Below are 26,947 nucleotides of genomic sequence, written 5' to 3'. Positions count from 1 at the left end.
TAGTATATAATGCATTATATAAGGAGGTGTTTAAGATGGCGAAAGCAATTGATGTTGCGCGTTTTTTTATTAATATCGTAAATTCATTGCCTACAGATGATTTGATGACGAATCTGCGCGTGAATAAACTTCTTTATTTTGCGCAGGGAGAATGTTTGAAGAAATTAGGCCATCCGCTGTTCACTGATGATATTGAGGCTTGGAAATATGGGCCTGTTGTTCCCTCTGTATATGAACAATATAAGTCATTAGAGAAAAACCCTATTCAAGAAAGCATTCCGTATAGCAAAGGTGCATTTAGCGAAGAAGAGAGAGAACTATTGTTTGACGTTGCTAGTTATTATGGGCAAATATCTTCGTCGGCATTAGTTAAAATGTCACATCAGAAGGGGTCGCCGTGGCAACAAGTTTACGACCCCAACCGAAAGCATGTGAAAATAGATATAGACTCTATATATAGTTATTTTTCTCAACAAAATCCGATCCCCACATTCTCAGAAGTAATTAATAAAATCGAAACCGTAGGGCGACGGGACGATGAAGGATATTTAGTACTGCCTGCCGAGTGGAATGACGATGAATAATTGGGAGATTTGGTGGGCAAATGTAAAGTTTGAAGATTGCGAACAAGTTGAATGCAGGCCAGTTCTAGTTGTAGACCAAAGAATTTCTTACATATTATCTTTTAAGATAACGTCACATTCAGCTAGGAAACGCTATTTTGGTGAATACGAAATAGTTCAATGGCAAGCGGCCGGATTAGAAAAACCATCTGTTGTTAGATTGTCTAAAAGATTAGAGCTACAAGAGTCAGATTTTGTTGGCCGTATGGGCTCACTATCTGATTCTGATATTATGGCGATTCGTTCGCTATTGTCTTTTTATAATATAGAGTAGAATGGCTATCACAAACCTTGGTAATGGTGGTTGCCAAGGTTAAATATCACAAAAGTGATTTTTCAAGGACGTCCTAATGGGACGTCCTTTTTATATATGCTAAGAGAGGCGGCATCGTGAGATGTCGCCTTTGCCATTTCATTAACCGTATCGAGGAGATTCATGGAGACGAAGACAAAGGTCATATGCTACCGCAGGAGCTGCCTGAATAATAAAAAATGTCGTTGCTCTGCTAACTGTATTACCATCGGCAGCACGGGTAGGTGCAAGGCCTTCGTCGCAGCCACGTCTGTTATGAACACTTCTCGATACGGGCAAAGGGGGTAGCTGCCAATATGGCGATATTGCGAATAATCATGCAAAAGCTTAATATCAGGGAGCAATACGAAATACCGGAAGCGTTGATGACGGCCTTACTTGACGATATCAAGCGGCAAGAACTGATGGAAGCCTTAAAAGACGTATATTCTTACGGCGGCATTTTAGCCGAATTTGAAGAACAAAGTGCCGACCGCAAAAACTATATGCAGGACTACACGCCGCAATGCGTACTGGATATAGTAGCAAGAATTGCCCCCGGTGGTAATGTCCGTGACGTATGCGCCGGTATAGGCGGCCTGTCGCTGACAAAATATAACACCGATAAGACAATCGACCTACATCTCGAAGAATATTCCCAAAACGCCATCGCTTTTCTGCTGCTTAACCTATTGATGGCAGAAGCGCCGGCAACCGTCGTAGAAAAGAACGTATTAACCGGAGAAAAATTAAATGCCTACAGAGTGGAAAACGGGAGTATTGCGCAAGTTCCCGTCCCCCCGCTGGAAGACTGGAAGTACGATACCGTAATCAGTAATCCGCCGTATTCGATGCCATGGGATCCCGTTATGGATGAACGCTTTGAGGGATATAAATTAGCCCCCAAAAGCAAGGCGGATTACGCCTTCGTATTAGACGGCATCCATTCATTGGAAGATAACGGTACAGCGGTTTATATTTTGCCGCACGGCGTACTGTTCCGTGGACAGGCCGAGGAAGACATAAGACGGGAGCTAATCGACCGTAACCTGTTGGATGCAGTTGTAGGACTACCTGGAAAGCTTTTCGCCAACACGGATATACCCGTCTGCGTTCTTGTTTTCAAAAAGAATAGGGACCGTAAAGACATTCTGTTTATTGACGCACAAAAAGAGTTTAAAAAACTCAAAAATAAAAACCAAATGACCGTCGAACACGTGACAAGGGTCATTAACACATACGCCACAAGGTCGGAGCAGGACAAGTATTCACGGTGTGTATCAATCGAGGAAATCAGGGACAACGACTACAACCTAAACATTCCCAGATATATTGACAATTTTGAGCTGGAGCCTATCCCCGATGCTTTGGAGATGGCCAAAGCATTAAACCAAATTAACGAAGAGGCGGAGCAGGTGGGACGGGAAGTTGCGGTAATGCTACGGCAACTCGTATGCACCAACCCGGAAGACGAGAAGGAGTTTAAAGCGTTTATCGTCGAGATGGAAAAGTTCTTAACCTCATCAACCGGAGCAGTTACCGTCCAGGAAGAAGAAGCCGTTATTGCAAAGCTCCAAGACCTTAAAAAATACATGCTGGCCGAGATGTTTGTATGACCTTAAAAAATTACAAAACGGCCAAAATTACAGAAGTCGCCGACATTTTAGGCAGGCCGAAAAAGGGCACCATATACCCCGAAGGCTGCATAGGTATACAGGTATCCGCTAGCAAGGGAGAAACGATATACCTGGACTACGACCAAGAAGTCGACAGTAAATACGTAGTCGTAAGGCCAAGGGGGATTATTCCGTATTACCTGCACTTAATAGTACAGCGGTCAATGCCCGTATTTTTACATCGGTATCGTCAGGGCTTGAATATCTCAGCCCATGACATACGTCACATGGATATAACCTATCACCTAGACAATGAGATACAGGCACACATTGCCTTGTTGATGCGAACGATGGAAGGGAAAAAAGAATGAAACAGCAAACAGCCAATGAACTAATGGACTAAAGGAGGTGAGTCTGTAATGGCAAAAGGTAAATATGTACAGTGGCTTCAGCCTGATAATCTTTTGCGGTTACAGGCTTGGACTCGTGACGGAGCGACTGACGCCGAAATAGCGGCTCATATCGGCATTAGTCGAGACACTTTATATTCCTGGAAGAAGAAATACCCTGACTTTTCTGACGCCTTAAAAAGAGGTAAGGAAGTCGTTGATATTGAGGTTGAAAATGCGCTGCTTAAACGAGCTATGGGGTATGAGTATAACGAGATTACGAAAGAAATGACGTATGCCCCTAACGGTGAACCGCTAGGCCTTGCAGTGACGAAGGTTGTAACTAAGCGGGAAAGGCCTGATGTAACAGCGCAAATCTTCTGGCTGAAGAACAGACGGCCTGACTTATGGAGAGACGTCAAGAACGTCGATATGCAAGCAAAGATTGAGAATAATCCCTTTGATGGCGTTAAGTCGGAAGATATAAAGAAGCTGATTGCCGATGATTGACGAACGCATTAAACGGCAAGCAAAACGAGAACTCGCACGGCGTGAGTTCTTTTATTTTTGCAATTTAATGGCCTCAGACTTTTATAAGCCTGAACGGCGGTATCTTGTTGAGCTATGTGAAGCGTTACAAGCGTTCTATGAAGATGAGAAGGCCAAAGTGCTTATTATTAATGAACCGCCACGGCATGGAAAAAGCAGAACGGCGAGTTTATTTGTCGAATGGGTATTAGGCCGCAATCCGGCTGAAAAGATAATGACCGGTTCGTATAATAATATTCTTTCGGCGACGTTTGCTAAGAATGTTCGAAATGCGATCCAAGAGGTTAAGGCTGATGATAATATCACGGTTTACTCCGATATCTTTCCGAACGTCCGTATAAAACGTGGTGATGCAGCCATGGATATGTGGTCGCTTGACGGTGGCTACAATTCATACTTGGCCACGTCTCCGTCAGGGACGGCAACCGGCTTTGGCTGTTCACTTCTTATTATCGACGATATTATAAAGAACGCCGAAGAAGCTTACAACGAAACAGCGAAAGAAAAATCCTGGCTGTGGTTTACAAACACAATGCTAAGCCGTCTTGAAGAGGGCGGTAAGATACTCATCATCATGACGAGATGGGCGAGCGACGACCTTGCCGGTCGAGCCATTGAACATTTTGGTAAGGCGGCCAAGGTGATTACGATGCAGGCGTTGCAGCCGGACGGTACCATGCTCTGCGATGAGATATTATCCCGACGCAGTTATGAAGAAAAAGTACGTGCTATGGGTGCCGACATCGCCAGTGCCAACTATCAGCAGGAGCCGATAGACCTCAAAGGCCAGCTATATTCGAGCTTTAAAACGTATGACCGCATCCCGACGGATGCAAACGGCAATCCGTTATTTACGGCCATTCGGAATTATACGGATACGGCTGATACAGGATCCGATTACCTTTGCTCGATTGTGTACGGCGTGTATAACGGCGAAGCTTATGTGCTTGACCTTCTGTATACGAAAGACGCTATGGAAGAGACGGAGCCGGCAACGGCCGCCATGTTATATAAGAATGGCGTGAACGTTGTTGACTTCGAATCAAACAACGGTGGCCGAGGCTTTGCACGGCAAGTACGAAGAATCCTACAAGACACATACAAGTCGAACAAGACGGTCATCAATACGTTCGCACAGACGAAAAATAAGACGGCACGAATACTTTCTAATTCAACATGGGTCATGGAGCATATTTATTTCCCGACCAACTGGAAAGACCGATGGCCTGAATATCACAGAGCGATGACCCGTTATCAACGTGAGGGCAAGAATGCTCACGATGACGCACCTGATGCCACGACGGGCATTGCCGAGAAGATAAACGCACCGCAAATTAAAGCGGCACACGTCAATATTTATTAAGGAGTAAAAATATGGACTCTGAAAAACTGTATGGATATAAGTTACTAAAAGACGCATATTACGGTACAGGCCTGTTTTCTGTTGGCCGTGGCTTGGTTCGTCATCCGAGGGAAAGTACGCCGAATTACGCCTTTCGTAAGAAGCTTGCGTATTATTTGAATTACACCGGTCCTATCGTCAATGCGTCGGTAGATCCGATATTCCGAGATACAATCAAGCGTGAATATAAAGATACGGAGAAGTTCAAGGTGTTCTTGGAAGACGTAGACCGCAAAGGCACGAGCTTACAGGAATATATACGTCAGCAAGCGACCCTAGCCAAGCTATACGGAGTTATGTATATCATCGTGAATAACGTTGTGGAGTTCGGCGAATCGGTGGCTGATAACGTCAAGAATCGAGCTTTACCGTATCTCACGGCTGTTGAGCCGCATCACATTACGGACTGGCAGTTTGATGAGAAGGGAATATTAATCAAGTTCGCATACAAGGACGTTATTTACGACGCTGACCGAAAGAAACAAACACGATATTACATATGGACTCCGACGAATTGGCAGGTCTTGGACGAAAACGGGAACCAAATTAAAAATGGTACACATAACATTGGCCGTATTCCTGTTGTTCAGTGGTTCGGTAGAAGCTCTAAAAAGACGGACATTTTACCGCCTGCCGAATTTTTGAGTATTGCACAGACAAACTACCATGTGTACCACCTGTGCAGCCTCTTAACGCAAATATTGAACAATCAGACGTTCTCCGTATTGACGATGCCTGCAGACGGCAGCACTCCCGACGTAACGCTCGGGACAAATAACATGCTGCTGTATCCGCAAGAGTCGTCTCACGCACCGGCATTTATTGCTCCGGATAAAGGGCCAGCTGAGGTGCTGATGGCACAAATTGACCGACTCATTAAGGAAATGTATCGCATGAGCGGCATTGATTCAGTAGTTGGCGTAGAGCAGTCAAAGAGTGGTGTGGCCAAACAATGGGATTTTGAACGAACCAACCAACGCCTGGCGGACTTTTCCGTTCAGTGTGAAGAGGCTGAAAAGGATATCATTGGGCTGTACGAATTGTGGGCGAAGGAAACCGTTAGCTATGAAGTTGAATATCCTCGAGATTTTCAGATTAACGACGTTACCGAATCGCTGTCTCAGGCACAACAGGCACTGGACCTTGGGTTTAGATCTGATACGTTCTCCGCTGAAGTAAGTAAGAAAGTCCTGGAGGCGTATATGCCAAATATTGAGCCTGATACGTATGATGACATCGTAAGCGAGATAGAAGAAGGCTTTGATGAGGCTGAACGGGATAGGGACTTAATGAAGCAATGGTTTGAGCCGATGCCGGGTGATAAGGGTGATGTAAATGCCGAAGGACAGAACGCAGAACAACCTGGAGAATAATTTAGACGGTTTCGAGCGAGTTCTTCGGGCCTTAATCTTAGCCGGTATGGACCCTAAAGAAGCCGTAAAAGTGGCGTATCACCGTTATCCGGTTATGCGGCACCTTTACAAGGATTTGCTCGACGACCTTGTAGGCGATTTTGCTGAAGGGTACGGGAAGAAACAAGCGGCGGCCAAGTTTGAGCGAGAAGCTATATCGGAAGCCATGGGCAAGGCATGGACCGATGACGGCGTAAATCTTTCTGAACGCATGTATAAGAACAGCAAGAAGGTCCAGGCCGAATCGGCCGAGGTCATCGGCAAGGCTATTAAGGAAGGCGAGTCGGCAGCCAAGACGGCCAAGAAGCTATTTGACGGATACGGCAAAGGCGGCATTATTCCTGAGCAAGATATACCCGAATTCATTCAAGAGGTGAAGGACTTCCCTGTTCCCGATTGGCTTGACGAAGAAGCGGTCGCTGAATGGAAGGCAGCCATACGTCACGCACGAAAGCTTATTGAGCAAGGAACAACGCCGGGGCTAAGAGCAGCGTATAGTGAAGTCATGGACGCCATCGAAAACGGGGCAAAGCAAAACGTAAGCAAGGCTATCGATACCGCAGTACAAGAAAAGACCAGGTATACCGCTGAACGGATTGCACGTACGGAACGAGCGAGAGCCTATGCTGATGGAGTCATGGCTAAATATATGGATGACCCGGACATTGTGGCGTTTCAATGGAAACTCTCCGATAGACATCCGAAGTGCGATATTTGCGACGTATACGCACACGCCGATTTGTACGGACTTGGCAAGGGTATATTCCCGAAGGATAAATTCCCGAAGCTCCCTGCACATCCTCACTGCTTATGTCGAATCAAGCCAATTGTTGACGGCATGATTGACATAAGCAAGCAAAAGGATAATGTTGATAAGGGTGGAAAGGCATACATCGATACGCTTCCGAAACGAGAGCAAGAGCGGCTACTTGGTGTCCATGGTAGAAATTTAGTAAATAAAGGTTTTTTGTCGTGGTCTGAAAAAGTAAGAGGAATAAGCCACGATGGATTCAACGCACGAGTTCCTGTTCCTGAAAGTTTGAAAGCATATGTTAAGAATGGCAAAGTAAACGTAGGGAAATTAGGGAAACGCCTTGAGGGAGAAGCGGTTGATGATGTTATAAAACGGGTTAAGGATTATATTAATTCACCATTCTTTATGAGCGAATACGTTCCACGGCAAGGAATGCACACAAAAGGGCATGAACTATACAAGCCCGAAGATAATAAAAGCTATTATGAGTATGAAATCCCTAATGCAGATGTAATCAAAGCCATAAAGGATGCCATTGATGCTAGTGGAATACAAATGACAAAAAACGGAAATTGGAGTCATAAAGTGCTTATTGATATATCACCGCATATTGGCTATACTGTGAATAAAGAAACGGGAGAGATGACTAGGACTAGTCTTGCAACCGTACATATTTCAAATAAAGGAATTCACATAGTACCTAGAAAGGAGCGGTAAAATGACTGAAGATGCAGTATTTGGGTTTGTTAAGAATGCCAAGTCTTGCACTTTTGAGGTTACTGATGTTGACGGTAGTCTTTTTACAGGTAGACTCGTATCCTGTACGTCTGGTGCGGATAATGAGCCGGATCCGGCATCCATATCGTTACAACAGAAGGGGTACTCGGTTGAACTGTTTGTAAACGAAATTCAATCAATCAAAGAAATTTAGACCCAACGGGTAATGCCGAGGGTCTTTTTTCATGCCTTGCGCAGTGGTGCGTAGGGCATTTTTTATTGGTGAAAAGCGGAGGAGACCGCATCACATATATTTAATGTGTTCGAAAAGGAGAATGAGAACCATGACAATGGCAGAATTGTATGCAGCACTGGAAAAGCTCGACGGCGGTGCGGCGATGGTGGAGACCATTAAAGCGGAAGTCGGGAAATTGAACGGCGAGTCGAAAGAGCAACGAGAAGCCAAAGAAAAGGCTGAAGCTTTGGTTAAGACGTTAACCGAAGCAAAGGAAACGTTGGCCAATCAAATTGCGGAACTTCAAAAGCCGGGAGCAGGAGAGCAAACGACAGAATATAAGACTCTGCTGAAGAAATTCGATGACCTTTCCAAATCGTTCGAGACCGAAAAGGCTGCAAGGCAAGAAGCCGAGCAAAAACGAATCCAAACAGACATCATGGCACAGACGGTCGATGCGTTAACGAAACATAACGCAATGGATCCGAAAGAGTTCGCCAAGCTTATTGTTGGCGGCATTGAAGTCGGCGATGATGGCAAGTACGGATTCAAAAAAGAAGACGGCACTGTCGGGACGATTGAAGACGCAGCCACTACATGGCTTAAGGGTAAGCCTTGGGCGGTAAAGGATAACCAAAACGGCGGCAGCGGACAAGGAAGCTCCGGGCAGAATGCCGGCAATGATGTAAAAGCACAGTTTGAAGCGGCACTGGGGATATCTCAGGCAACGAAAGGAGACTAAATAATGGCGATTAATACGTTAGAATGTGCAAAAATTTTCCAAGACGGGCTTGACGCACAAATGCTCGCAACAGCAACATCGGCATGGATGGAAGCCAACGCAACACAGGTAATTTATAACGGTGGCGATGAAGTAAAAATGCCCGAAATCTCGACGGCAGGACTTGCGACATACGACCGTGATAGCGGCTTCGTACAGGGTGCAGTTACGCTGAAATTCGGTACCTATAAGCTTACACAGGACCGTGGTAGAAGCTTTTCGCTCGACGCAATGAGTGTTGATGAAACGAACTTTGTGGCTTCTTCGGGTAATGTTATGGGTGAGTTCCAACGTTTACAGGTCGTTCCTGAAGTAGACGCATATCGTTATAGCCGTATTGCGGCGTTGGCTAAAGCAGCAAGCCAAGAAAAGGCAACGTTTACGCCGACGGCTGATAATATCCTGGCACAGCTCGACGATGACATTACGGCAGTGCAGGATATTGTAGGCGATGACGAACCGCTTGTTATCGTGATGAATCGCAAGGTACGCACGATTCTTAACAATGCAAAGGGTATTCAGAAGTTCATCGATACGGGCGACTTTACAGCTGGTACGGTAACGACAAAAGTACGGACGTACAATGAAATTCCTATCATTGGCGTACCGTCTGCTCGAATGAAGACGCAGTACGTATTTAACAACGGTACTACAAGCGGACAGGAAGCGGGCGGCTTTAAGGCTGATACTCAAGCGAAGGATATTAACTGGATTGTCATTGCCCAGCGCGCACCGATTGCCGTATCTAAGACAGACAAGGTCCGCATCTTCACTCCGGACGAAAACCAAAAGGCGGACGCTTGGAAGCTTGATTACAGAAAATTCCATGACCTGTGGATTCCGAGCAACAAGCTTAAGGGTGTATTCGTTAATACTGGAGCATAAGGAGGTACCGTATGAATACTCGAGTAACTCGGCTTAACGAAGTTCAGTACGCCGATTCTGAATACCGTCTTCAGCAGTTAATTGCCGAAGGGTTTGTGGCGGACGAACAGCCGACCGAAGAAACGGAGTCGGTCGAAGAAAAGCCGAAAAAGACAAAGGCGAAGAAGGCTGAAGCCGTAGAACAACCGGCTGAAGAAACAGAACAGGTAGGCGAGTAGTATGGGCGTCAGTCGGGATGTGTTCGATAAGAGAATACGACAGGCCGTAAAGGCATCGGCCATTGAAGTCCAGGACGAAGCACAAACGCATCACAATTACACGTCACGAACGGGCGATTTGACTCGCTCTATTGACATGCGAATGTTAACCGACAAGAGTGCCGTTGTATATCTTGATGAGGGATTGGCCGATTATGGGCCGTTCGTTCACGAAGGCACACGGCCGCACATGATACGGCCTAAGAATCGTAAGGCTTTGCGATGGGTCCCGACTGGCGGTAACTCGTTTTTGTTCGCAAAAAACGTTCTTCATCCCGGTAATCGCATGGATCCGTTCTTGTATAGAGCGCTAGATACGAAAAGGCCGGACATCATTAAGATATTCGGCCAGTATACCAAGCTTGCCACTAAAGACATATGTGATGCCATTGAACAAAAGTATAGTAATGGCCAAGCATGTGAGATTGAATTCAAATTTTAAAGGGAGTGAATGCACATGTTATATGACTTGGCCGAAATGGCATTTACGGACGAGTTACTTGGAAAAAACGTCACCAAGAACGACCTTGCCATTGCCGAAAAGTGGCTGTATTTGTTCGCACAGCGTCTTGGAGTTGAGCAAGCAAAGGTTATCCGTAGTTTTGTGGCAGATGAGCTTGTAACACTGTATACGTATCGTGAGACATGTGTGCGAAAGGCGTACAGCTTGCCCGGGGCTTATGGCCGTGGCGGCGAAACGGACGACTTTTACGGAAAGAAACTTGCATATATCCAGGGACGAATAAAAGAGCTTGAAGGCTCGATCACACCTGAAGACCTTACGGGTGACCCGACGCAGTATTCCGGTTATCGGTCGTGCGAAATCTTCAGGGGGTAGCCGATATGATAATGTGGTTTGAGCTTTTAAAGCGGATTCAGGATGTTCTTATTGTGTGTAAAGTATCCGCACCTGTACAGCTTGGTGCGGTTATACCGCAACATGCCAACGTCGACGAAATCGGAAAAATCATGCTTGTTCGAGGATCCGAAACGGTAAATGATGAAAGTATCGAAAACGAGCTTCTCGTTACGATTTATCTTGAAGCCTGGGTACGAAATGACGACCCGGATTTATCCGTTGGATACGCTCGAATTAGTGAGCTTGAGTGGCAAATCGACGCAGCCTTAAAGCAAATGCGGCAAGCCGTCGGTTCACTAAATGAGGATATATGCGTACTTAATGGCAGTAACTATCAGATTTTAGATTTAAAAGTTAAACAAAAAACGGGCGACCTCGACGCATTGCGACCGTTACTCGGTTCGCAGTATACGATTGAGTGTCGCCTTTTTGATTTAACTCGTGAAGGAGGAATATACTAATGCCGACATCAACACCGAAAAAAGCACTGGCACCGTCTGCAGCTAATTCTTTAGCGACGGTGGGTAAAAATTATTTTATTTATTTAAATACAGGTACTGATGAAACAACGGGTGCGGTATGGACTAAAATCGGCGGTCAGAAAGGTGGCTCTATTAGCCGTAAAGCCGATTCTATCGATGCATCGCACAAAGACTCTGGCGGTTGGAAGTCTACATTGCCCGGTCTTAAGGAATGGAGCATTGAATTAGATACTTTGCTCATGGCTAACGATGATGGATTGGAAGCGTTGAATGATGCCTTCCTTAAAGACCAACCTGTACACCTTAAATTCGAGTACCCTGACAAGTCTTATGTAACCGGTTGGGCATCTATTACGGAACTTTCCATTGAAGCTCCGCATGATGATGTGGCGTCTTATAAGGGCACCTTGGCAGGTATCGGGCCTTTATCTGAATTAAAGAAATCCTAGAGAGGGGAATATATAAACCATGAAACAAATTAAATGCGACTTCTTCGGCAAGGGTGAACGCTTATACTTTAATATCCAACGCCTGGCTGAATTTGAATCGGCAGTCGGTAAGCCGATTTACAACGCTATTCAGCAATTGTCCTTATCGGATATCATAACCGCATATGAGATTGGCCTTCGTCAGTATGGCCGTCGCAGTGTTCAGTTTTATTCTGATCGCTTGCAGGAGCTGTTCGATAATGGAGAAGTTGAGTTACAGGATATTATTATGCCGATTATGAAGGCCATTACAGGCAGTGGCATTCTCGGTAAGAAGGCGTACTTCATGGCATTTCCTGAAGAAAAGACACCCGAAGATGATGCCGAAATCGAAGCCGAAGAAGACGAAGCAGTAAAAAACTAAACGGGGGGCATAATGCCCCCTCTTCTTTTGCATTATGGGTACGAAAAGCCGAAAAAGTGGCTTATAGTATCTTGGCTTTAAAGCCGTCAGAATTCTATGAGCTTACGCCTATGGAGTTTGAGAAGATGGTTCAAGGGTATGACCTTCGGACTCGAATTGAAGACGCCAGAACGGCGTATATGACGTCACTTATTGTTAATGTTCAGCTTGATAAGAAGAACCAAATTAAAGTGAAGGATATCATGAAAGATTTACATCCTCCGACACGACTGGATCGTAAAAAAGAGGAAATGGAATTTATGAGAGAATGGCTTGAAGAAGGGGGTGAGTTGTAATGGCAAACGCAAATATTCACGTCAAGATAAAAGGCGATAGCTCAAGTGCCGAGGCGGCGATTGACCGAGTCGGTAGTAAGCTCGAAAATGCCCTGGGCGAAAAAATGGGCGGCATTGCCAAGAAGGCACTAGAGAAGATGCCCATGGCAGCGGCGGCAGCAGGTGTAGCTTTGGTTGCCCAAGAGGTTGCTCAGCTTGCCGGGAAAGTATCCGATACGGCTGACCAAATGGCACAGCTTAAGTCCCGTATCAATCTTATTAACGACGGCACTCAGACGACGACCGAAATCATGGACAAGGTCTATGCGGCAGCACAGCGGTCTCGAGGCGGGTACGTTGAAATGGCCGACAGCGTAGCTAAACTGAACATGCTTGCTAAGGACGCCTTCAGCTCGAATGATGAAGCGATAGCCTTCGTTGAACAGCTAAATAAACAATTTAAAATCTCCGGAGCAAGCGTCCAGGAATCGACGGCAGCCATGTACCAGTTAACTCAGGCTATGGCAGCAGGCAAATTGCAGGGTGATGAATTCCATTCAATCATGGAAAATGCTCCCATGCTTGCACAGGCGATTGCTCAGCAAATGGGCATGACTGTCGGACAATTAAAGGAGATGTCATCACAAGGTCTTATTACGGCCGATGTCATTAAAGAAGCCTTGTTCAACAGTGCCGAAGAAACGAACGCCAAGTTCGCAGAAATACCGATGACGTTCGCCGAAATCGGACAACAGCTCTCTAATCAAGCTTTACAGGCGTTTCAGCCGGTTCTCGAACAGCTTAGCTCTATTACCGCTTCGAGTGATTTCCAGGCTATTGTCGAGGGTATCGGAATATCCTTTAAGGTGATGTCGGCGGCTGCACAAGTTGCCATTGCGGCCATAAAGGCGGCTTTCTCGGCGTTAAGCGTAATTGTGAGGACCGTGGCTTCGGTTATTAAATCAGCCTTTTCGGTCATCATTGGAATGGGTAATCAGATTAAGCCTATAATTGCCGGGGTTGCGGTAGCGTTCACGACTTGGAAAACGGCCATATTAGCCGTATCGGTAGCAACCAAGGCAGCGGCCACAGCGCAGGCCTTATATAAGGGGCAAATGGTAGCGTCCAGGATTGCGACCATAGGCGTTACGCTTGCGTCCATTCAGCTTAAGGCGGCCATGATAGCCAGTGCTATTGCAACAGCCGGAGTAAGAGGCGTTATGATGGCCTTATCCGGTACTCTTAACCTGGCGAAAGTCGGAACAATGGCCTTGGGTGCAGCCACTAAGGTTATGAACGCAATCATGAGGGCCAATCCCGTCGGTATTGTTATTACGATATTGTCCGTTTTGGCCGGAGTTCTCGGCACATGTGCCGCAGCGACTCAGGGATTCGGAGAAACCGCATCGGCAGTGTGGGAAACTCTTGTTCACACTGTAGCCTGGGCGATTAATCAGATTATCGCTCTCATTAATAAGCTGATTAACGCTGTAAACGGCGTTGGGGCTAAGCTTGCATCGGTATTCGATTTTGATTTCTCAGCTATTAATAATATTGAAGGCATTAGTCCTGAAGAAGCACAGGCTGCTGGCGATACTATTAAATCTGCAGCCGGAGATCTGTTTAACGCACTGTCTGGCGGTGGTGGCGGTGAAATTGACGGTGGCGGCTATGACGGCGGCGGTTACGATGCCGGAGGAGCCGGTGGCGGCGGTGGGTCAGGTGGCTCAGGCGGCGGTGGCGGTGGTGGTGCAGGTAGCGCCGGTAACCAATTAGCCGAAGAAGCCAAACGGATCCATGAGCAAATTCAACAGAACTATCTCGAGATGTTCGGCAAGCAGAGCGAGTTAGTTGAGCTTCAGTATAAAAAGGAACTGGAAGAACTAAATAAGTCCAAGGACGCTAACGAACACTACCAGGAAGACCTGACGAGTCTTCAGGCTATTTACGCTGAAAAGCGTATCCAGGCCGAACACGAAGAGCAAGAAGCAATTCGTGAAGTGTGGAATAAAGTCCGGGATATGGCCAAGGATTTTAACTTCTCGATTAGTACGAAGGACTCGACAGGTAGTGCTTCACCGCTTACACAGCTCGAAAAAGACCACGAAGAAGCGGTAAACAGTATTACGGATAAGTGGCAAGGCTTCTCTGATGAATATATCAAGATGACCAAGCAACAACAGGCTGAATATAAAGCGGCTCTTGACGCTAACGGCATTGCGTATGAAATCGTCGGGAAGAATGAAATTACATTCGAGGCCGAGAAGAATAAAGAACTCCTTGCACAGGAACAGGAATATCTGTTAAAACGTAACGACCTGTACCGACAGATGTCCGAAGAGAAGTGGGCTATTGATGAAGCCTTACGGACACAAAACTTTGCGTCTCTACAGCAAGCCTTGACTGACGAATACGTCATGACTCAAGACAATTACAACCTCCGTAAAGAAATGTTGGACGAATATCAGCAGGCTGTGATGGATTCATACTTCAACACACAAGAAATGTGGATGGGGGCCATGATGTCCGGGATTGACGCACTTCAAGAGGGGTTATCCGGACTTCTTCAAGGAACGACAAGCCTGGGTAAGGCGTTTGAGAATATCGGCAAGGCCCTTATCAAATCTCTGGCCGATTATGTTGCCAATTGGGCGGCGGCAAGGCTTAAACAAGCCATTCTCGGGAAGACACTTCAACAGCAAGAAACGGCTGCAAGCGTCGCAGCAGCCAACGCTCAAATACCGCCTTGGACAACACTTGCGCAGCAGGTGGCAATGGCAACTGGTGGCGTGTCGGCAACAACGGGTATGGCGGCATGGACGGCACAGTCCGCAATCGGTGCGGCCGCAGGACTTGCCATGCAGGCTAAAAACACGCTTATGGGAAGCGCTCCGAATTTACACATGGCAAGTGGTGGCGTGGCAGTAGGACGTACATACGCAGAAATTGGCGAGGGTAAATACCCCGAAGCGGTCATCCCGTTATCGACGCAGACATATGATGAAATGGGCGCAGGCATCGCACGGGCAAACGGTGGTGCGGCCGGTGGCATAACGTTGAATGTATCGGCTCTTGATGCCGAGTCCTTCGGCAATTGGCTTGAATCGAAAGGCGGCAGAGTATTGCGTCAGTTTACCGTTAACCAAGACCGTGAATTTATTGGTACGTCGGGAGTGTGGTAACCATGGAAAAATTGAAGAAATTCCCTCGTATTAAGTCGCTTGCGTGGAAGTCGTCTAAAATGCAGCACTGGGATACAAAATCCAAACGTAGCGGATCCGGAAGGGTACGAACCATGACGACGTGGCGGTATCCGCAGTACACGATTACGACGGAATTCGCATACCTCAAACCTGAAGAGTACAAAAAAATGATGGGCTTTGTGTCGCAAATCCAAGGCGGCACAGAGCCTTTCTTGTGGCTCGACCCTGAAGATAACGAAGAAAAAGGTATTATCCTAGGAAAGGGTAGTCAAGGCGAATGGCAAGCAGTGAGGCGTTTTGGCGATTATACAGAACCTGTTGCATACGTTGATAATGTAAAGCTCTATGCTGACGGTGTTCCTGTTGAGAACGTGACTGTAGACGGTGGCACGATTCGGACTAGTGATGCCGTATCGCCTGACGCTGTCATCACGGCCGATTACACGTACTATTGGAAGGTGCTGCTTAGTGGTGACTTTACGGCAGAGCTTGAATATAAAGACGTTTACAAATCAAAATCCTTTAAGTTGGTGACCGTGCAATGAAACAGGCAGGAGAAGCATTAACTCAACACTTAAATACGGCAAAGTCGTTCCGCAGTTGCGACTTGTATGCCCTTCGACTTCAAAGCGGCATGGCGTATTACTGGACGGATACGGACTCAAACGTAAGTCACGGTGGACATGTCTACCGTGCAGACGGGCCTGTCATTACTCGTAACAAGACCTCGACACATTCCGATGTGGCGGTTGATAAGCTTTCCGTTTCGGTATCGTGTGATAAGTACGACCAAATAGGCGGCGTGCCGATATTGGCAGTCGCTCATAACGGCGGATTGGATGGAGCTACCATGGAGCTAAAACGTGCGTTCTTTAAGCAAGATGGAACGCTGATTGACGCTGTGGATATCTTCACCGGAACAGTCGAGGTAAAACAAGGCGGAGGTTTCACGATAACGCTTGATGTAAAGTCTGTCGTACAGAAGTTAAATACAGAGTTTCCTAGTAAGCGGTACTATCCGCAATGCCCTTATTGCGTGTATTCCAAGGAGTGCGGTGTCGACATTAAAAAGTACCGTAAGCGAATGAAAGTAACGGCACTTACAGGCGTGAACACTGTCGGAATAGACGTGCCGTTTGAAGACGGTTATTACAATGCAGGCGGTATCGAATGGGTATCAGGTCCCCTTGCAGGACAATCGACTCAGATAATGAGCAGCTCGAACGGTACCGTTATGTACATGAGTCCGAGTGATACGCAAGCGGCCGTTGGAAGCGAAGCTTATATTTATCCCGGTTGCGATAAAACGCCTGAAACGTGCAAGAAGAAGTTCGATAATTTCGCGCGAAATAGAGCCACTCCGTATGTTCCGTTGAAGGAGACGATACGATGAGAAAGACTACAGGGCAAAAAATCGCAAACGCAGCTCTTGAGTGGCTCGGTACTCCGTACGTTAATAACGCCATGGCCAAAGGTCACGGAGTCGATTGTGCATACCTTCTTGTTGCGTCACTTGTCGGATCGGGTTTGATAGCAAAAGGCAAGTTACAGATAGAAAACTACTCGAACGAATGGCATTTACATCGTTCTGAAGAAAAATATTTAAAGTACATACAGCAAGTCGCCGACGAAGTTCAGGGAGAACCTCAAATCGGCGACTTTTTGCTATATCAATACGGGCGGTGTGTAAGTCATGGGGCGGTATATATCGGCAATGACAAAGTTATTCACGCCTTCGTTGACATTGGCGTTATTATCTCGAATGTCGACGATATTCTGTTTTACGATAATCGAGGGAAATCAAGGCTCCGTGCCGTGTATCGCTTCAATCCGAAGAAAGGGGGCGCAGCTTAATGGGTTTTCTGTTTAAGAAAAACAATACAACGAATCGAGCCGATATTATCGGCGATTTCCAAATAAATAGTGCGTCATACGGCGAAACGGTACCTGAAGTCCTTGGGACAACCAGGGTATCGGGCAATATCATCTATTGGGATGATTTTACGGCACACGAACATAAGCACACAAGCCGCACCGGTAAAGGCGGCGGCTCAAAGCATACGGAAATAGACTATACGTATACCGTAGCCGCAGCCATTGCTTTATGTGAAGGGCCTATACAAGGTATCGGTAAGGTGTGGAAGGATAAGGAAGTCTACGAGTACCCTCAAGCCGACATCCAATTATCCCTTTATAAAGGCGAATACGGGCAAGAGCCGTGGCCGTACGTTACTAGCAAGCACCCTGAAAAGGCACTGCCGTACAGCGGATTAGCGTATATGGCAGGCGTTGTCGACCTCGGCAATCGTGGCAGCCTTCCGACGTATAATTTTGAAGTTAAAGGAAAACTTCTCGAGACAGGCGACGGGATCGACGTGAATCCGGCTGATTATATTCTGTATGTGCTGAAAGCGGCAGGGATTGAAGATGTCAAAATCGAGGGGATTGAGAACTTCCGTAAGTACTGTGCAGCAGCCGATATTCTTATCTCGACACCGACTGACGAATCGGCGAAAAAGGCACAGCAAATCATTAACGATATCGCTGAAATCACCAATTGTTACCTTTTCTGGTCCGATGACCGGCTGAAGATTGTACCCTTGGCCGACAAAGCGGTCGGAGATTGGAATCCTAAAAAAGAAATCCAATACAACCTTACGGCCGACGACCTTATTCCTGGCAGTGACGGGCAACTCGTTATCTATAAGCGTAAAGACAGCTCGGAGACGTATAACCAAGCTACTGTTGAATTTATCAATCGTGCCAACGGGTACGAAAAAGAAACGGTGTCCTTCGAAGTGGTAGCTGACGTTCAGAAGAACGGTATGAAGCCTGCAAGCAAAAAGACTGCACACTACTTATATACGAAAAAGAGAGCGCAGTATTACGCTGAACAATTAGCTATGAAGCGGCTGTATAGCAAGAATCAGTACACGTTTCATCTTGACTGGGCCTTTTGTAGATTAGAGCCTGGAGACCTTGTAACTCTTACCGATGAATTATGTCAACTCGACAGGCAAGTCGTTGTTATTACGGCTGTTAACGAAGCGGCTGACGGTGAGCTTGAAATCACAGCAGAAGGCAAGCCGCCTGGTACATACGCACCGGCACGGTACGACGTACATGAGAACGAACGGCCGTTTACGGACTATAATGTTCCGGCTCCGGCTATTAACCATTATTCCATTGTACAGACACCTGGAGATGTATCAGGAAACGAGCTGCTATTAGGTGTAACGGCTCCGTCGGGATGGGGTGGCTGTACGGTGTGGGTATCAGACACAGGCGACTCATATAAAGAAGCCGGTAAGATTACGGCACAGGCACGTATTGGACGATTGGCTGCAGCCATGACAGCCGAATCAACAAGCTGCATAGTCGAACTATTCTCAGGTGAGCTTCGAGGCGGATCGGCTATCGACGCTCAGCGAGGGAACACGCTCATTTGGATTGACGGCGAGTGCCTGAGTTACGAAGGTGCGACTCTTCAGCCTGACGGGCGGTATTTACTAACAGGCTTAGTGCGTGGCCAATACGCCACGACAGCTAATAACCACGCCGAAGGTTCGCAGTGCGTGCGAATCGATGAAGCACTATTTCACGCTCCGTACCGCACGGAAGATATCGGCAAGAAGATATGGATTAAGTGTGCTTCGGTGAATATGTTCGGGTCCAATGAGCAGGACCTTTCCGAAGTGCAGGCCATTGAGTATACGATACAGCCGTATTACATTCCTGAAGTTCGAGACCTTGCCGTATATACGAAATATTACGACTTAGGCGACGGCGTTTCGTCTTTTGATGTTATCGCAACCTTTGCACCGCCTCAAATTACAAGCTTCGATACAGCCGAAGGGTGGTATAAAGAAGGCTCAGGTGACTGGAAATATGGCGGTAACGGTGACGGCCAAATCGTCATCAGTGGGTGTGAGCTTGGTCATACGTATGACATTCGAATCAGGGTTAAAGACCGACACGGTAACTATTCACAAGGCCTTATTAAGAGGTTTACTGTCGAAATGAAATCAGAAGTCCCGAATACACCACAAGGCTTTGCCGTTACCTTCGGAAATGCGGCCACATTTAATTGGCTCGAGGTGCGAAACGCCGATATTGACTTCTATGAGATTCGACATGACTTGAATCCGGGTCAAGAGGTCGGCCGTATCGGTAAAAGCACGAATACGACATACGTCGGAACACTGACGGAACGAAGCGGGCGAGTGTACTTGTACGCTCACAATCCGATGAAGGGATACAGCGCTCCGGCTATGCTTGAGTATAGTGTTAAAGCACCGAAAGTACCGACGCATATAACGGCTAAAGGCGGCATGTCGGGAATCGGCGTTACGTTTGACCCTGTTCCGCTTGGTTGCCGAGGGGCCAACGTATATGTCGACGATGCGGTTTACTTCACTCCGACTAATTCGTTCTCTCTGATTCTTACGCCTGGCATCTACCGAGTACGAGTTGCTTATACGGATATCTTCGGAGAAGGCGAAAAGAGCGGTGAACAGCTTGCCACAGTGAAGCTCGAGATAGATAAGTCAATCATCAGTCGTGAAGCACTAGGCCTGGATGAAATAGACCGGGCGATTGCCAAGATTGAGGGTGATGTTGGGGTTGTGAAGTCAGAAGTAACCGGAACGTCGACTCGTATTACTCAGCTCTCAAACAGCGTTGATTTACGGCTTAACAGCCTAGACGGCAAGGAGCTGATATCTCGTATTAATCTGTCACCAACAGGAACACGAATCGACGGCAAGCTGCTACATGTCACTGGCCAAGCACTCTTCGATGACAACATTGTCACTCCGAAGATGATTCAAGCCGGTGCGGTGACCGCCGACAAAATGCATGTGGAAAGCTTATCGGCTATTTCGGCGACTATCGGCACACTTCGTACTGCAACGAGTGGCGCTCGGACGGAGATACGAGACAATCTCATCGAAGTTTACGATTCTAATGATAGGCTACGAGTCAGAATGGGGGTATGGTAACCGTGGTAATCGGAATTGCTTTAGTGGTTGTAGTGGCAGCCGTTATATTGCTAAAAAATAAAAGCAAGAAACCGCCTGATACTGCACAGAAGGAAGAAAGCGTACAGACCGCAACTAAACATGGAAACAATAAAGGTGAAGCGGTAACAATCATAAACAACGGCAAAGAAACGAAAGGAACGGTGATATATATGGCAGAAGGTATGCAGGTCTTTGATGAGGACGGAAATATCGTCATTAATACGACTGACACGATATGTAATTCATTAGGATATATCAACATCGACGGAAAAACGCCGGGCGAAATTACAAACCCGCTTATTAAAAAGAACCGAACATGGGCGGCCGTGGTATTTCCTAGAAGCTCAGGAGATGAGTATATGATGTGGGAGCACTATATTAATCCTGTCATTACTATTGATGACGGCAAAATTTCGTATTCATATAAAATGGCGTGGGCCGGTTCGCCTGGGATATTATACTGGGGGTTATATTAATGGCAGAGACAGGATTGAGAGTATATACAGATGACGGCGAGATTGTAATTAATGAATCATATGTGAATTTTTGGTATGACAAGGAAAAAAGCAAAGATGAAAGCTTTGCATACGGAATAAATTGCCTGACTGCATATGGCTGCAGCCCTTCCAATGAAGGGCGCCGATACGTATTTTCAGCAGACTCTCAACAGCCTTCTGAACACGGCATGGGGCTACAAGTTATTAACGAAGTTGGCCGAGTTGTATATGACAGTAACTGGCTTCCTCTTAAAGTGCTTCACTATTCAGATAAGCCTGGATATACTATTCCGACGGATAAAGAATGTGCCATTGTACAGTGTAACGATGAATTCGTTTATTATTATGCAGTTTATGAGGATGCCGCTTGGGACGCATGGGGCGTATTAAGTGGAGTTCACTTAAGAGTAAAAGATGGGGTAGTTGTTTTTGAATCGTACAAGAACAACATCGGGGCATCGGAAGAGCGATGGTTTACGATGAGGTGCCTTGTGGACAAACGGTCTATATGGTTGTCGATGTATCTCATATAAAGTAGGTGAGCGAATGACGATATTCAACGATGAACTGCACTGCGGATCTGACTTCGTTCGGCGGTACGTTGCTGACGGCCACGACTTCACAGGAGCGACGGCGGTAATGAAGGTCCGCACAGAAAACGACATCGAGCTTGTAGCAGCCGACTGCACCGTTGACGGGGAATCCGTTACAGTGAAGATACCTGGCGAGCGTAGTCGAGAGATACCGAGACGGTACCGTGTCGGTAAGTACGACGTATTCGTAACAAAGGAAAACGACTACAGCTACAAGCTCATTATGGGCGATATGAGAATCGTATATGATGAATCAATGCATTAGAGGGGGAACAAAAAATGGAAGAAAAACAAAAAGTAGAACTCACATTACCGAATCCGCTTAACATTGCCGTACAAGTCCCGGGCTTACCGGGCAAGGACGGCAAGAGTGCTTACGAAGTAGCTGTCGAACAGGGCTTTGTTGGCACGGTTGACGAATGGCTCGAAAGCCTTCACGGGCAGAACGGCAGCAGCTCCGAGCCGGTCAGCATGAACTTTCTGACAGTATACAGAATGATGAAGGATAGAGCGATGAAGGTCGACAGCGACAGCCTGGAGGACGTTCTCAAAGCGTTGTTACGGGAAGTCATTCCCGACGGTCGCTATACCTCGGATCTTGCCGAATTCAAGCTTGTTGACGGTACGTCGGTTGCAGTCGGAGACACGGTCGTACATGTGGAAGGTCAGCCCGGATTTTATGTTGTGGACACGACGGGCAATCGTCAGATGATACCCGACAGCGGACGGCTTGACTTTGCCCTCATGCAACCTTTTGACGGCAACGAAAAGATTCTTACAATGGAGTACCCGAACAGCAGCGAAGGTACGGCCGCTTCGCTTACAATCCCGGCAGTGCAGACGGGCGGGGGCAATGAAGAGCTGTTCAACGAGAACGGCGTGAAGATTTATCGGCGTGCAGACGGTCAAGCTGTTATCGAATTTCCGGCATACGCTATGCTCGACCCGATATATAATAATCCGAATCTTGACTCGCTTCACTTCGACAGCCTGGAGCTTAACGAACTTTCGGGCGGCGGCGATGACATTACGATTACAGGCATGATGTTGCTTGCAAGATTGACGAGTAAAGCGTATTTCCCGAGAGATAAAGAAATGCCCAGGCATATTCAGTTGCCTAGTCAGTCCGAGCGGCTTAACCTCGAATTCAGGCGAAAAGGCCGAGCAGAAGGGTACGCCGATGACGTGTTCAGTTGGGCGAACATCGACTGCGACGGCTCTACGTGGGACCACGGCGTAGGGGTTAGCTATGCTAAGCAAGACAGACTGTAAGGGGGCGGCCTATGTGGACATGGAGTTTTGAGTTGGCAGACGTATTGACAACCCTAACGATTATAAGTACGCTCGGCGGCATGGCTTATTACTTGGTGATTCGCCCGTTCTTACAGCGGCTCGAAGAAGATAGAATCAACGACCGCACATTTTTTTCTTCTAAATACGATACACTCATCGAAACCTTGCGTGAGTTAAAGGAAGAAATCAAGCTATCTCGTCAAGACCGCATACAACAGGCACAGCGTCACCTTCAGCTTGTTGGACGTGTTGACGTCCTCGAGGCTCGTGTAAATGATTTGAGGAATGAAATGCACGGAGATAAGCGATGAGAGAGAAGGTTATTAACTCACTCAAGCGAGCGTTCCAGTCGGCAAGGATTGCGAGAATCAGTCCGATAGGGATTATTGCGACTCGATTCCTCGTATCGATTATGATTACGCCGATTGTACTGATGTCGATTACGTATCTGTTGTCGTTCTTACAAGGATACGTAAGCGAAGAACACGGGCGACTAATTACGGTGGGCTCGGGCATCGTGGACCATGTGTTCACGCCGCCCGTGGTTGTCGCCTTTTCTGGGTTTCTGGCATTGTTCATTGACCGAAACGGCAACGGAATCCCGGACAGACTGGAAGAACAGCAACGGCCGCAAGTGCCGATGAACAACGAAAGAGGTGAAGGAAAGCGATGAAATACGGTATAGACGTATCCACTTGGCAAGAAGGCTTAGACTTCGAGCGTGCGAGGATACTCGGTTATGATTTCTGTATCTGCCGTATCGGTTATACCTGCTATGTCGGATATACAGCAAGTTGCTATAATCTCGATGACCTGTTCGTACATAATATTAACGAAGCCAAAGCGAACGGCATGGAGTTAGGCGTATATTATTACTCGATGGCAACTACTACCGAAGAAGCCGAAGCCGAAGCGGACTGGTTACTCAACCAACTGAATACATACCTCGACGGGGTAGACCTGTCGGCAGGTATATGGCTTGATGTCGAAACCGAAGCACAAAGGAATCTCGGAGCTGATGAACTGACAACCGTCGTTATGGCTTGGGTCAACCGAATGAACGCCGCAGGCAAGTACGTAGGCGTATACGGAAGCTATGATATGTTCATGAACGGAATGAATATCGACAGCTTGCCGAATTATGTTCCGCTTTGGGTTGCACAATATTCTAGCCGAAATGACTTACAACTTGATAAGCCGAATGCGAACATAAAAATATGGCAATATTCAGAATCCGGCAACGTCGACGGCGTGAATGTAGACGAAAACGTCATGTACGACTAGGCGAAGGCGGTGAATTGATGAACTTTCAACCCTTTCACGACGAAAAAACAGGCAAATGGCTAAAACTTGGCTTATTTTGCGTTCTGACTGGTTTTTGTTTGTTTGGCATATACTTTGCTGTACACCACGTGAAACAGCCGTCAGACGAGCCTACACGAATGCAATTTTCGGACACAACGGACAAAAATTCGGTAAAGAAAGATTTACACGTTACGGACCGTGAAGCAACTGAAATTGTAACGAAAATCGAACGCATTCACGACGGGAAGACTGCTCCGAACGTGTCATATTATGTGACCGCTCCGAATTTGAACGCAGCCGCCGATAGAACGGAGCAAGCAATACGGAAGAACGATAGTCAGATCCCGTCTGCGGCACGAGCGAAATCAGATAGAACGGTTGTAACTGTTGACGAAGAAAAACAAAAAGTTGACGTTTATAAAATCAACTTACGGAACAACCACAAGATTAAAGCAGGCGGCACGTACATCGACGGCAAGCCGTACTTATCGATTGGCTACCAAGCGGGGCGAGTTGAAGGAATTATACACACTGACGGCACGGGCGTTCAGGGTGGTACAGTAATGTACACAATAAAAGAATGGTGATGCAAAAAGGCCTCCGAATAATCGGGGGCCTTGTTTTTTTATGCTGAGGCTCAGGGCTTGAATCGGTCGGAAGTTATTCGGAAGTTAATTAATGAGGCTTGGTTAGGAACGCTTACATTCTACTAAGCGACTCGACGAACGATATACGAGAACCCTTCAGGGTAGAAGATGAAGTTCGATTGTAGGTCGCTACATTCCACCAGAGAATGCAAAAGCGAACTACTTATTCTTATTAATTGATAAGGATGGGTAGTTCGCTTTTGTCGTTATACCGGATTTTTATATATTCATCGTATACAACTACATAAATGCCGATAGACATCCGAAGTGCGATATTTGCGACGTATACGCACATGCCGACCTGTACGGACTCGGCAAGGGTATATTACCGAAGGATAAATTCCCGAAGCTCCCGGCACATCCTCACTGCTTATGTAGAATAAAGCCGATTGTCGACGGCATGATTGACATGAGTAGGCAAAAGGATAATGTCGATAAAGGTGGAAAAGCATACATCGATACGCTTCCGAAACGAGAGCAAGAGCGGCTACTTGGTATCCATGGCAGAAAAGATGTAATGAACGGCAAAAAAGAATGGTTTGCTAATGCTAGGAGCGTCTCTAAAGAGGGTTTTGAGGTTAGAAAGCCTGCAGGCAAAGACAATGTATTGCAAGAGCCAGCTTATAGGGTATACTTAAGTCAGAAATCATTGATAGAACGAATGAGGTTCATCACAAAATCCCTATGCGAGGAGAACCTAATACGGCAATTCGCCATTTATCAAAATGTGGCCCCGAACAAATGCAAGAAAATATCACTTTTTATGATGAAAATGGAAACATGTGCTTACAAATACACTTTGGGCATCATGGATATCCGAAAAAACATAACATGGAGACGGATGATAAGCCTGATTATTGGCATAAGCATGAATATAAAATCGTGAAGAATGAAAAAACGGGGAAAGACGAAGTGCGAAAAAGTAAGCCACAAGCACTTACAGATGTAGAAAGGAGCCTTAAGTCATGACAATTGAAGAGTTTAAAGATATGGTTGCTACGACCGATACAACATACGAATATAACGGAAAAACGTTTTTGGCTTGTGGAACAGATAAAGGTTATGAGTTTTTAAGTAATGAAGAGCGAGCTTACTATGATACGATTGATGATTTGGTAAACAATCAGATGTTTGACGGAAAGCCTCTTAAGGACTGCTTGCCTCAAGTTGACTGGTAACGGAGAAATATCTTTTAGCACTCACGAATGTGGGTGCTTTTTTCATGCCTTGCGCAGTGGTGCGTAGGGCATTTTTTATTGGTGAAAAGCGGAGGAGACCGCATCACATATATTTAATGTGTTCGAAAAGGAGAATGAGAACCATGACAATGGCAGAATTGTATGCAGCACCGGAAAAGCTCAACGGCAGTGCGGCAATGGTGGAGACCATTAAGGCAGAAGTCGGGAAATTGAACGGCGAGTCGAAAGAGCAACGAGAAGCCAAAGAAAAGGCTGCAAGACAAGAAACCGAACCGAGCAGAAATCGAAATGACTCAATCGGTGTGGGCGAAGATTAGAAATCGAATTTATCTGCGAGGTATTCATTCTACAATAGATAATATCATACAGACAATTCAAGACGGATTTACCGAATTGTCGAAGAAATAAGCAAAAGGCCTTCCGGAATATTCCGGAAGGCCTAATTTCTTGTAGAAATTACAACAAAGAGGTGAAAACATGATAACGGATATAGAAAAAGCCGTTAGCCTTATATCTCAGGTAATTAATCACTCTAGTAGGACTGATAAGCATCTGGGACAGGCTTAACGGCAAGAAGTAAGAAGGATGAGGGCAACGCCCTCATTCTCTTATCTATATCCTATCATGGAAAGACATGAAAAGAAAGCACATGTTAGTATTATTTATCGGGAGCCAAGTTGCAAACTACGGTATCACCGAAAAGATATTGTGTATTAATATTCAACATAGCGCCCCGATTGTAAGAGAACAGGACATATGTGACAAAGAAA

33 protein-coding genes are annotated in these 26,947 nt (G+C 46.4%); all 33 read left to right on the top strand.

The annotated features are described in order from the left end of the window. The first annotated feature begins 35 nt into the window (after positions 1 to 35). On the top strand, positions 36 to 584 hold the full coding sequence (locus HMPREF9429_RS02570) for a Panacea domain-containing protein (RefSeq protein ID WP_232216636.1): 549 nt from the start codon (positions 36 to 38) through the stop codon (positions 582 to 584). Beyond that, positions 577 to 897: a type II toxin-antitoxin system PemK/MazF family toxin gene (locus HMPREF9429_RS02565; RefSeq protein WP_006941388.1), complete on the top strand. Its 321-nt coding sequence runs from the start codon at positions 577 to 579 to the stop codon at positions 895 to 897. The genes HMPREF9429_RS02570 and HMPREF9429_RS02565 overlap by 8 nt, the downstream gene beginning before the upstream one ends. Positions 898 to 1,232: 335 nt before the next feature. Further along, positions 1,233 to 2,531 carry an N-6 DNA methylase gene (locus tag HMPREF9429_RS08865; RefSeq protein WP_006941386.1) on the top strand — a complete coding sequence of 433 codons (1,299 nt, stop codon included), beginning with the start codon at positions 1,233 to 1,235 and terminating at the stop codon, positions 2,529 to 2,531. After that, complete coding sequence (locus HMPREF9429_RS02555; protein ID WP_006941384.1) at positions 2,528 to 2,902, top strand: hypothetical protein; 375 nt, start codon at positions 2,528 to 2,530, stop codon at positions 2,900 to 2,902. The genes HMPREF9429_RS08865 and HMPREF9429_RS02555 overlap by 4 nt, the downstream gene beginning before the upstream one ends. Positions 2,903 to 2,950: 48 nt before the next feature. Then, positions 2,951 to 3,430, top strand: a complete 480-nt coding sequence (locus HMPREF9429_RS02550) for a helix-turn-helix domain-containing protein (protein ID WP_006941382.1) — start codon at positions 2,951 to 2,953, stop codon at positions 3,428 to 3,430. Further along, positions 3,423 to 4,832, top strand: a complete 1,410-nt coding sequence (terL, locus tag HMPREF9429_RS02545) for a phage terminase large subunit (protein WP_006941380.1) — start codon at positions 3,423 to 3,425, stop codon at positions 4,830 to 4,832. The genes HMPREF9429_RS02550 and terL overlap by 8 nt, the downstream gene beginning before the upstream one ends. An 11-nt stretch (positions 4,833 to 4,843) precedes the next feature. After that, positions 4,844 to 6,244: a hypothetical protein gene (locus HMPREF9429_RS02540; protein WP_006941378.1), complete on the top strand. Its 1,401-nt coding sequence runs from the start codon at positions 4,844 to 4,846 to the stop codon at positions 6,242 to 6,244. After that, a complete protein-coding gene (locus HMPREF9429_RS02535; RefSeq protein ID WP_006941376.1) occupies positions 6,207 to 7,754 on the top strand; it encodes a polymorphic toxin type 50 domain-containing protein in 1,548 nt (515 codons plus the stop codon). Before HMPREF9429_RS02540 ends, HMPREF9429_RS02535 begins: the two co-directional genes overlap by 38 nt. Before the next feature lies 1 nt (position 7,755). Next, positions 7,756 to 7,968, top strand: coding sequence for a hypothetical protein (locus tag HMPREF9429_RS02530; protein ID WP_006941375.1), 213 nt, complete (start codon positions 7,756 to 7,758; stop codon positions 7,966 to 7,968). A gap of 130 nt (positions 7,969 to 8,098) precedes the next feature. After that, positions 8,099 to 8,731, top strand: coding sequence for a hypothetical protein (locus HMPREF9429_RS02525; RefSeq protein ID WP_040773452.1), 633 nt, complete (start codon positions 8,099 to 8,101; stop codon positions 8,729 to 8,731). A 3-nt stretch (positions 8,732 to 8,734) separates the two neighbouring features. Beyond that, positions 8,735 to 9,655 (top strand): hypothetical protein, encoded by a 921-nt coding sequence (locus tag HMPREF9429_RS02520; RefSeq protein WP_006941373.1) that lies wholly within the window; start codon positions 8,735 to 8,737, stop codon positions 9,653 to 9,655. 11 nt (positions 9,656 to 9,666) lie between these two features. Beyond that, a complete protein-coding gene (locus HMPREF9429_RS02515; protein ID WP_006941372.1) occupies positions 9,667 to 9,873 on the top strand; it encodes a hypothetical protein in 207 nt (68 codons plus the stop codon). Between the two features lies 1 nt (position 9,874). Further along, positions 9,875 to 10,354, top strand: a complete 480-nt coding sequence (locus HMPREF9429_RS08860; protein WP_006941371.1) for an HK97-gp10 family putative phage morphogenesis protein — start codon at positions 9,875 to 9,877, stop codon at positions 10,352 to 10,354. Positions 10,355 to 10,369: 15 nt separating this feature from the next. Beyond that, positions 10,370 to 10,750, top strand: coding sequence for a hypothetical protein (locus tag HMPREF9429_RS02505; RefSeq protein ID WP_156780700.1), 381 nt, complete (start codon positions 10,370 to 10,372; stop codon positions 10,748 to 10,750). A 5-nt stretch (positions 10,751 to 10,755) separates the two neighbouring features. Then, entirely contained in the window at positions 10,756 to 11,232 is a 477-nt protein-coding gene (locus tag HMPREF9429_RS02500; RefSeq protein ID WP_006941369.1) for a hypothetical protein, read from the top strand. Then, the gene (locus HMPREF9429_RS02495) at positions 11,232 to 11,702 is read left to right on the top strand and encodes a phage tail tube protein (protein WP_006941368.1); all 471 of its coding nucleotides are present in this window, start codon (positions 11,232 to 11,234) and stop codon (positions 11,700 to 11,702) included. Before HMPREF9429_RS02500 ends, HMPREF9429_RS02495 begins: the two co-directional genes overlap by 1 nt. A gap of 19 nt (positions 11,703 to 11,721) precedes the next feature. Next, a complete protein-coding gene (locus HMPREF9429_RS02490) occupies positions 11,722 to 12,105 on the top strand; it encodes a hypothetical protein (protein ID WP_006941367.1) in 384 nt (127 codons plus the stop codon). Positions 12,106 to 12,161: 56 nt separating this feature from the next. Continuing rightward, positions 12,162 to 12,440, top strand: coding sequence for a hypothetical protein (locus HMPREF9429_RS02485; RefSeq protein WP_006941366.1), 279 nt, complete (start codon positions 12,162 to 12,164; stop codon positions 12,438 to 12,440). Further along, positions 12,440 to 15,601, top strand: coding sequence for a tape measure protein (locus HMPREF9429_RS09225; RefSeq protein ID WP_006941365.1), 3,162 nt, complete (start codon positions 12,440 to 12,442; stop codon positions 15,599 to 15,601). Before HMPREF9429_RS02485 ends, HMPREF9429_RS09225 begins: the two co-directional genes overlap by 1 nt. 2 nt (positions 15,602 to 15,603) lie before the next feature. Then, on the top strand, positions 15,604 to 16,167 hold the full coding sequence (locus tag HMPREF9429_RS02475) for a DUF2460 domain-containing protein (protein WP_006941364.1): 564 nt from the start codon (positions 15,604 to 15,606) through the stop codon (positions 16,165 to 16,167). Continuing rightward, positions 16,164 to 17,015, top strand: coding sequence for a DUF2163 domain-containing protein (locus tag HMPREF9429_RS02470; protein ID WP_006941363.1), 852 nt, complete (start codon positions 16,164 to 16,166; stop codon positions 17,013 to 17,015). Before HMPREF9429_RS02475 ends, HMPREF9429_RS02470 begins: the two co-directional genes overlap by 4 nt. Continuing rightward, a complete protein-coding gene (locus tag HMPREF9429_RS02465) occupies positions 17,012 to 17,476 on the top strand; it encodes an NlpC/P60 family protein (RefSeq protein ID WP_006941362.1) in 465 nt (154 codons plus the stop codon). The genes HMPREF9429_RS02470 and HMPREF9429_RS02465 overlap by 4 nt, the downstream gene beginning before the upstream one ends. After that, entirely contained in the window at positions 17,476 to 20,622 is a 3,147-nt protein-coding gene (locus tag HMPREF9429_RS02460; RefSeq protein ID WP_006941361.1) for a phage tail protein, read from the top strand. Before HMPREF9429_RS02465 ends, HMPREF9429_RS02460 begins: the two co-directional genes overlap by 1 nt. Before the next feature lie 32 nt (positions 20,623 to 20,654). Next, positions 20,655 to 21,119, top strand: coding sequence for a hypothetical protein (locus HMPREF9429_RS02455; RefSeq protein ID WP_198005674.1), 465 nt, complete (start codon positions 20,655 to 20,657; stop codon positions 21,117 to 21,119). After that, complete coding sequence (locus HMPREF9429_RS02450; protein WP_006941358.1) at positions 21,119 to 21,673, top strand: hypothetical protein; 555 nt, start codon at positions 21,119 to 21,121, stop codon at positions 21,671 to 21,673. Before HMPREF9429_RS02455 ends, HMPREF9429_RS02450 begins: the two co-directional genes overlap by 1 nt. Positions 21,674 to 21,686: 13 nt before the next feature. Continuing rightward, the gene (locus HMPREF9429_RS02445) at positions 21,687 to 21,998 is read left to right on the top strand and encodes a hypothetical protein (RefSeq protein ID WP_006941356.1); all 312 of its coding nucleotides are present in this window, start codon (positions 21,687 to 21,689) and stop codon (positions 21,996 to 21,998) included. A 14-nt stretch (positions 21,999 to 22,012) separates the two neighbouring features. Next, positions 22,013 to 23,005, top strand: a complete 993-nt coding sequence (locus HMPREF9429_RS02440) for a hypothetical protein (RefSeq protein ID WP_006941355.1) — start codon at positions 22,013 to 22,015, stop codon at positions 23,003 to 23,005. An 11-nt stretch (positions 23,006 to 23,016) separates the two neighbouring features. Further along, positions 23,017 to 23,337: a hypothetical protein gene (locus HMPREF9429_RS02435; RefSeq protein ID WP_006941354.1), complete on the top strand. Its 321-nt coding sequence runs from the start codon at positions 23,017 to 23,019 to the stop codon at positions 23,335 to 23,337. Then, entirely contained in the window at positions 23,334 to 23,699 is a 366-nt protein-coding gene (locus tag HMPREF9429_RS02430) for a hypothetical protein (RefSeq protein WP_006941353.1), read from the top strand. Before HMPREF9429_RS02435 ends, HMPREF9429_RS02430 begins: the two co-directional genes overlap by 4 nt. Further along, a complete protein-coding gene (locus HMPREF9429_RS02425; protein ID WP_006941349.1) occupies positions 23,696 to 24,310 on the top strand; it encodes a GH25 family lysozyme in 615 nt (204 codons plus the stop codon). Before HMPREF9429_RS02430 ends, HMPREF9429_RS02425 begins: the two co-directional genes overlap by 4 nt. A gap of 158 nt (positions 24,311 to 24,468) precedes the next feature. Further along, positions 24,469 to 24,918, top strand: coding sequence for a hypothetical protein (locus tag HMPREF9429_RS02420; protein WP_232216635.1), 450 nt, complete (start codon positions 24,469 to 24,471; stop codon positions 24,916 to 24,918). Positions 24,919 to 25,943: 1,025 nt separating this feature from the next. After that, positions 25,944 to 26,156 (top strand): hypothetical protein, encoded by a 213-nt coding sequence (locus HMPREF9429_RS02410; RefSeq protein ID WP_006941342.1) that lies wholly within the window; start codon positions 25,944 to 25,946, stop codon positions 26,154 to 26,156. Positions 26,157 to 26,299: 143 nt separating this feature from the next. Continuing rightward, entirely contained in the window at positions 26,300 to 26,494 is a 195-nt protein-coding gene (locus HMPREF9429_RS02405) for a hypothetical protein (RefSeq protein WP_040773448.1), read from the top strand. The last annotated feature ends 453 nt before the right edge of the window (positions 26,495 to 26,947 follow it).

Origin of the sequence: Megasphaera micronuciformis F0359 (assembly GCF_000165735.1) — a bacterium.
In the GTDB taxonomy this organism is placed as follows: Bacteria; Bacillota; Negativicutes; order Veillonellales; family Megasphaeraceae; genus Megasphaera; species Megasphaera micronuciformis.
This window is presented reverse-complemented; position numbering and strand designations above follow the sequence as displayed.

Coding starts and splice junctions, on each gene's coding strand:
- HMPREF9429_RS02520 (WP_006941373.1), top strand. CDS start 8,735: ATGGCGATTAATACGTTAGAATGTGCAAAAATTTTCCAAGACGGGCTT.
- HMPREF9429_RS02420 (WP_232216635.1), top strand. CDS start 24,469: ATGCAATTTTCGGACACAACGGACAAAAATTCGGTAAAGAAAGATTTA.
- HMPREF9429_RS02475 (WP_006941364.1), top strand. CDS start 15,604: ATGGAAAAATTGAAGAAATTCCCTCGTATTAAGTCGCTTGCGTGGAAG.
- HMPREF9429_RS08865 (WP_006941386.1), top strand. CDS start 1,233: ATGGCGATATTGCGAATAATCATGCAAAAGCTTAATATCAGGGAGCAA.
- HMPREF9429_RS02535 (WP_006941376.1), top strand. CDS start 6,207: ATGCCGAAGGACAGAACGCAGAACAACCTGGAGAATAATTTAGACGGT.
- HMPREF9429_RS02430 (WP_006941353.1), top strand. CDS start 23,334: ATGAGAGAGAAGGTTATTAACTCACTCAAGCGAGCGTTCCAGTCGGCA.
- terL (WP_006941380.1), top strand. CDS start 3,423: ATGATTGACGAACGCATTAAACGGCAAGCAAAACGAGAACTCGCACGG.
- HMPREF9429_RS02410 (WP_006941342.1), top strand. CDS start 25,944: ATGACAATTGAAGAGTTTAAAGATATGGTTGCTACGACCGATACAACA.
- HMPREF9429_RS02570 (WP_232216636.1), top strand. CDS start 36: ATGGCGAAAGCAATTGATGTTGCGCGTTTTTTTATTAATATCGTAAAT.
- HMPREF9429_RS02500 (WP_006941369.1), top strand. CDS start 10,756: ATGATAATGTGGTTTGAGCTTTTAAAGCGGATTCAGGATGTTCTTATT.
- HMPREF9429_RS02490 (WP_006941367.1), top strand. CDS start 11,722: ATGAAACAAATTAAATGCGACTTCTTCGGCAAGGGTGAACGCTTATAC.
- HMPREF9429_RS02450 (WP_006941358.1), top strand. CDS start 21,119: ATGGCAGAGACAGGATTGAGAGTATATACAGATGACGGCGAGATTGTA.
- HMPREF9429_RS02530 (WP_006941375.1), top strand. CDS start 7,756: ATGACTGAAGATGCAGTATTTGGGTTTGTTAAGAATGCCAAGTCTTGC.
- HMPREF9429_RS02445 (WP_006941356.1), top strand. CDS start 21,687: ATGACGATATTCAACGATGAACTGCACTGCGGATCTGACTTCGTTCGG.
- HMPREF9429_RS02435 (WP_006941354.1), top strand. CDS start 23,017: ATGTGGACATGGAGTTTTGAGTTGGCAGACGTATTGACAACCCTAACG.
- HMPREF9429_RS02505 (WP_156780700.1), top strand. CDS start 10,370: ATGTTATATGACTTGGCCGAAATGGCATTTACGGACGAGTTACTTGGA.
- HMPREF9429_RS02515 (WP_006941372.1), top strand. CDS start 9,667: ATGAATACTCGAGTAACTCGGCTTAACGAAGTTCAGTACGCCGATTCT.
- HMPREF9429_RS02525 (WP_040773452.1), top strand. CDS start 8,099: ATGACAATGGCAGAATTGTATGCAGCACTGGAAAAGCTCGACGGCGGT.
- HMPREF9429_RS02565 (WP_006941388.1), top strand. CDS start 577: ATGAATAATTGGGAGATTTGGTGGGCAAATGTAAAGTTTGAAGATTGC.
- HMPREF9429_RS02470 (WP_006941363.1), top strand. CDS start 16,164: ATGAAACAGGCAGGAGAAGCATTAACTCAACACTTAAATACGGCAAAG.
- HMPREF9429_RS08860 (WP_006941371.1), top strand. CDS start 9,875: ATGGGCGTCAGTCGGGATGTGTTCGATAAGAGAATACGACAGGCCGTA.
- HMPREF9429_RS02550 (WP_006941382.1), top strand. CDS start 2,951: ATGGCAAAAGGTAAATATGTACAGTGGCTTCAGCCTGATAATCTTTTG.
- HMPREF9429_RS02460 (WP_006941361.1), top strand. CDS start 17,476: ATGGGTTTTCTGTTTAAGAAAAACAATACAACGAATCGAGCCGATATT.
- HMPREF9429_RS02405 (WP_040773448.1), top strand. CDS start 26,300: ATGACAATGGCAGAATTGTATGCAGCACCGGAAAAGCTCAACGGCAGT.
- HMPREF9429_RS02425 (WP_006941349.1), top strand. CDS start 23,696: ATGAAATACGGTATAGACGTATCCACTTGGCAAGAAGGCTTAGACTTC.
- HMPREF9429_RS02495 (WP_006941368.1), top strand. CDS start 11,232: ATGCCGACATCAACACCGAAAAAAGCACTGGCACCGTCTGCAGCTAAT.
- HMPREF9429_RS02540 (WP_006941378.1), top strand. CDS start 4,844: ATGGACTCTGAAAAACTGTATGGATATAAGTTACTAAAAGACGCATAT.
- HMPREF9429_RS02465 (WP_006941362.1), top strand. CDS start 17,012: ATGAGAAAGACTACAGGGCAAAAAATCGCAAACGCAGCTCTTGAGTGG.
- HMPREF9429_RS09225 (WP_006941365.1), top strand. CDS start 12,440: ATGGCAAACGCAAATATTCACGTCAAGATAAAAGGCGATAGCTCAAGT.
- HMPREF9429_RS02440 (WP_006941355.1), top strand. CDS start 22,013: ATGGAAGAAAAACAAAAAGTAGAACTCACATTACCGAATCCGCTTAAC.
- HMPREF9429_RS02555 (WP_006941384.1), top strand. CDS start 2,528: ATGACCTTAAAAAATTACAAAACGGCCAAAATTACAGAAGTCGCCGAC.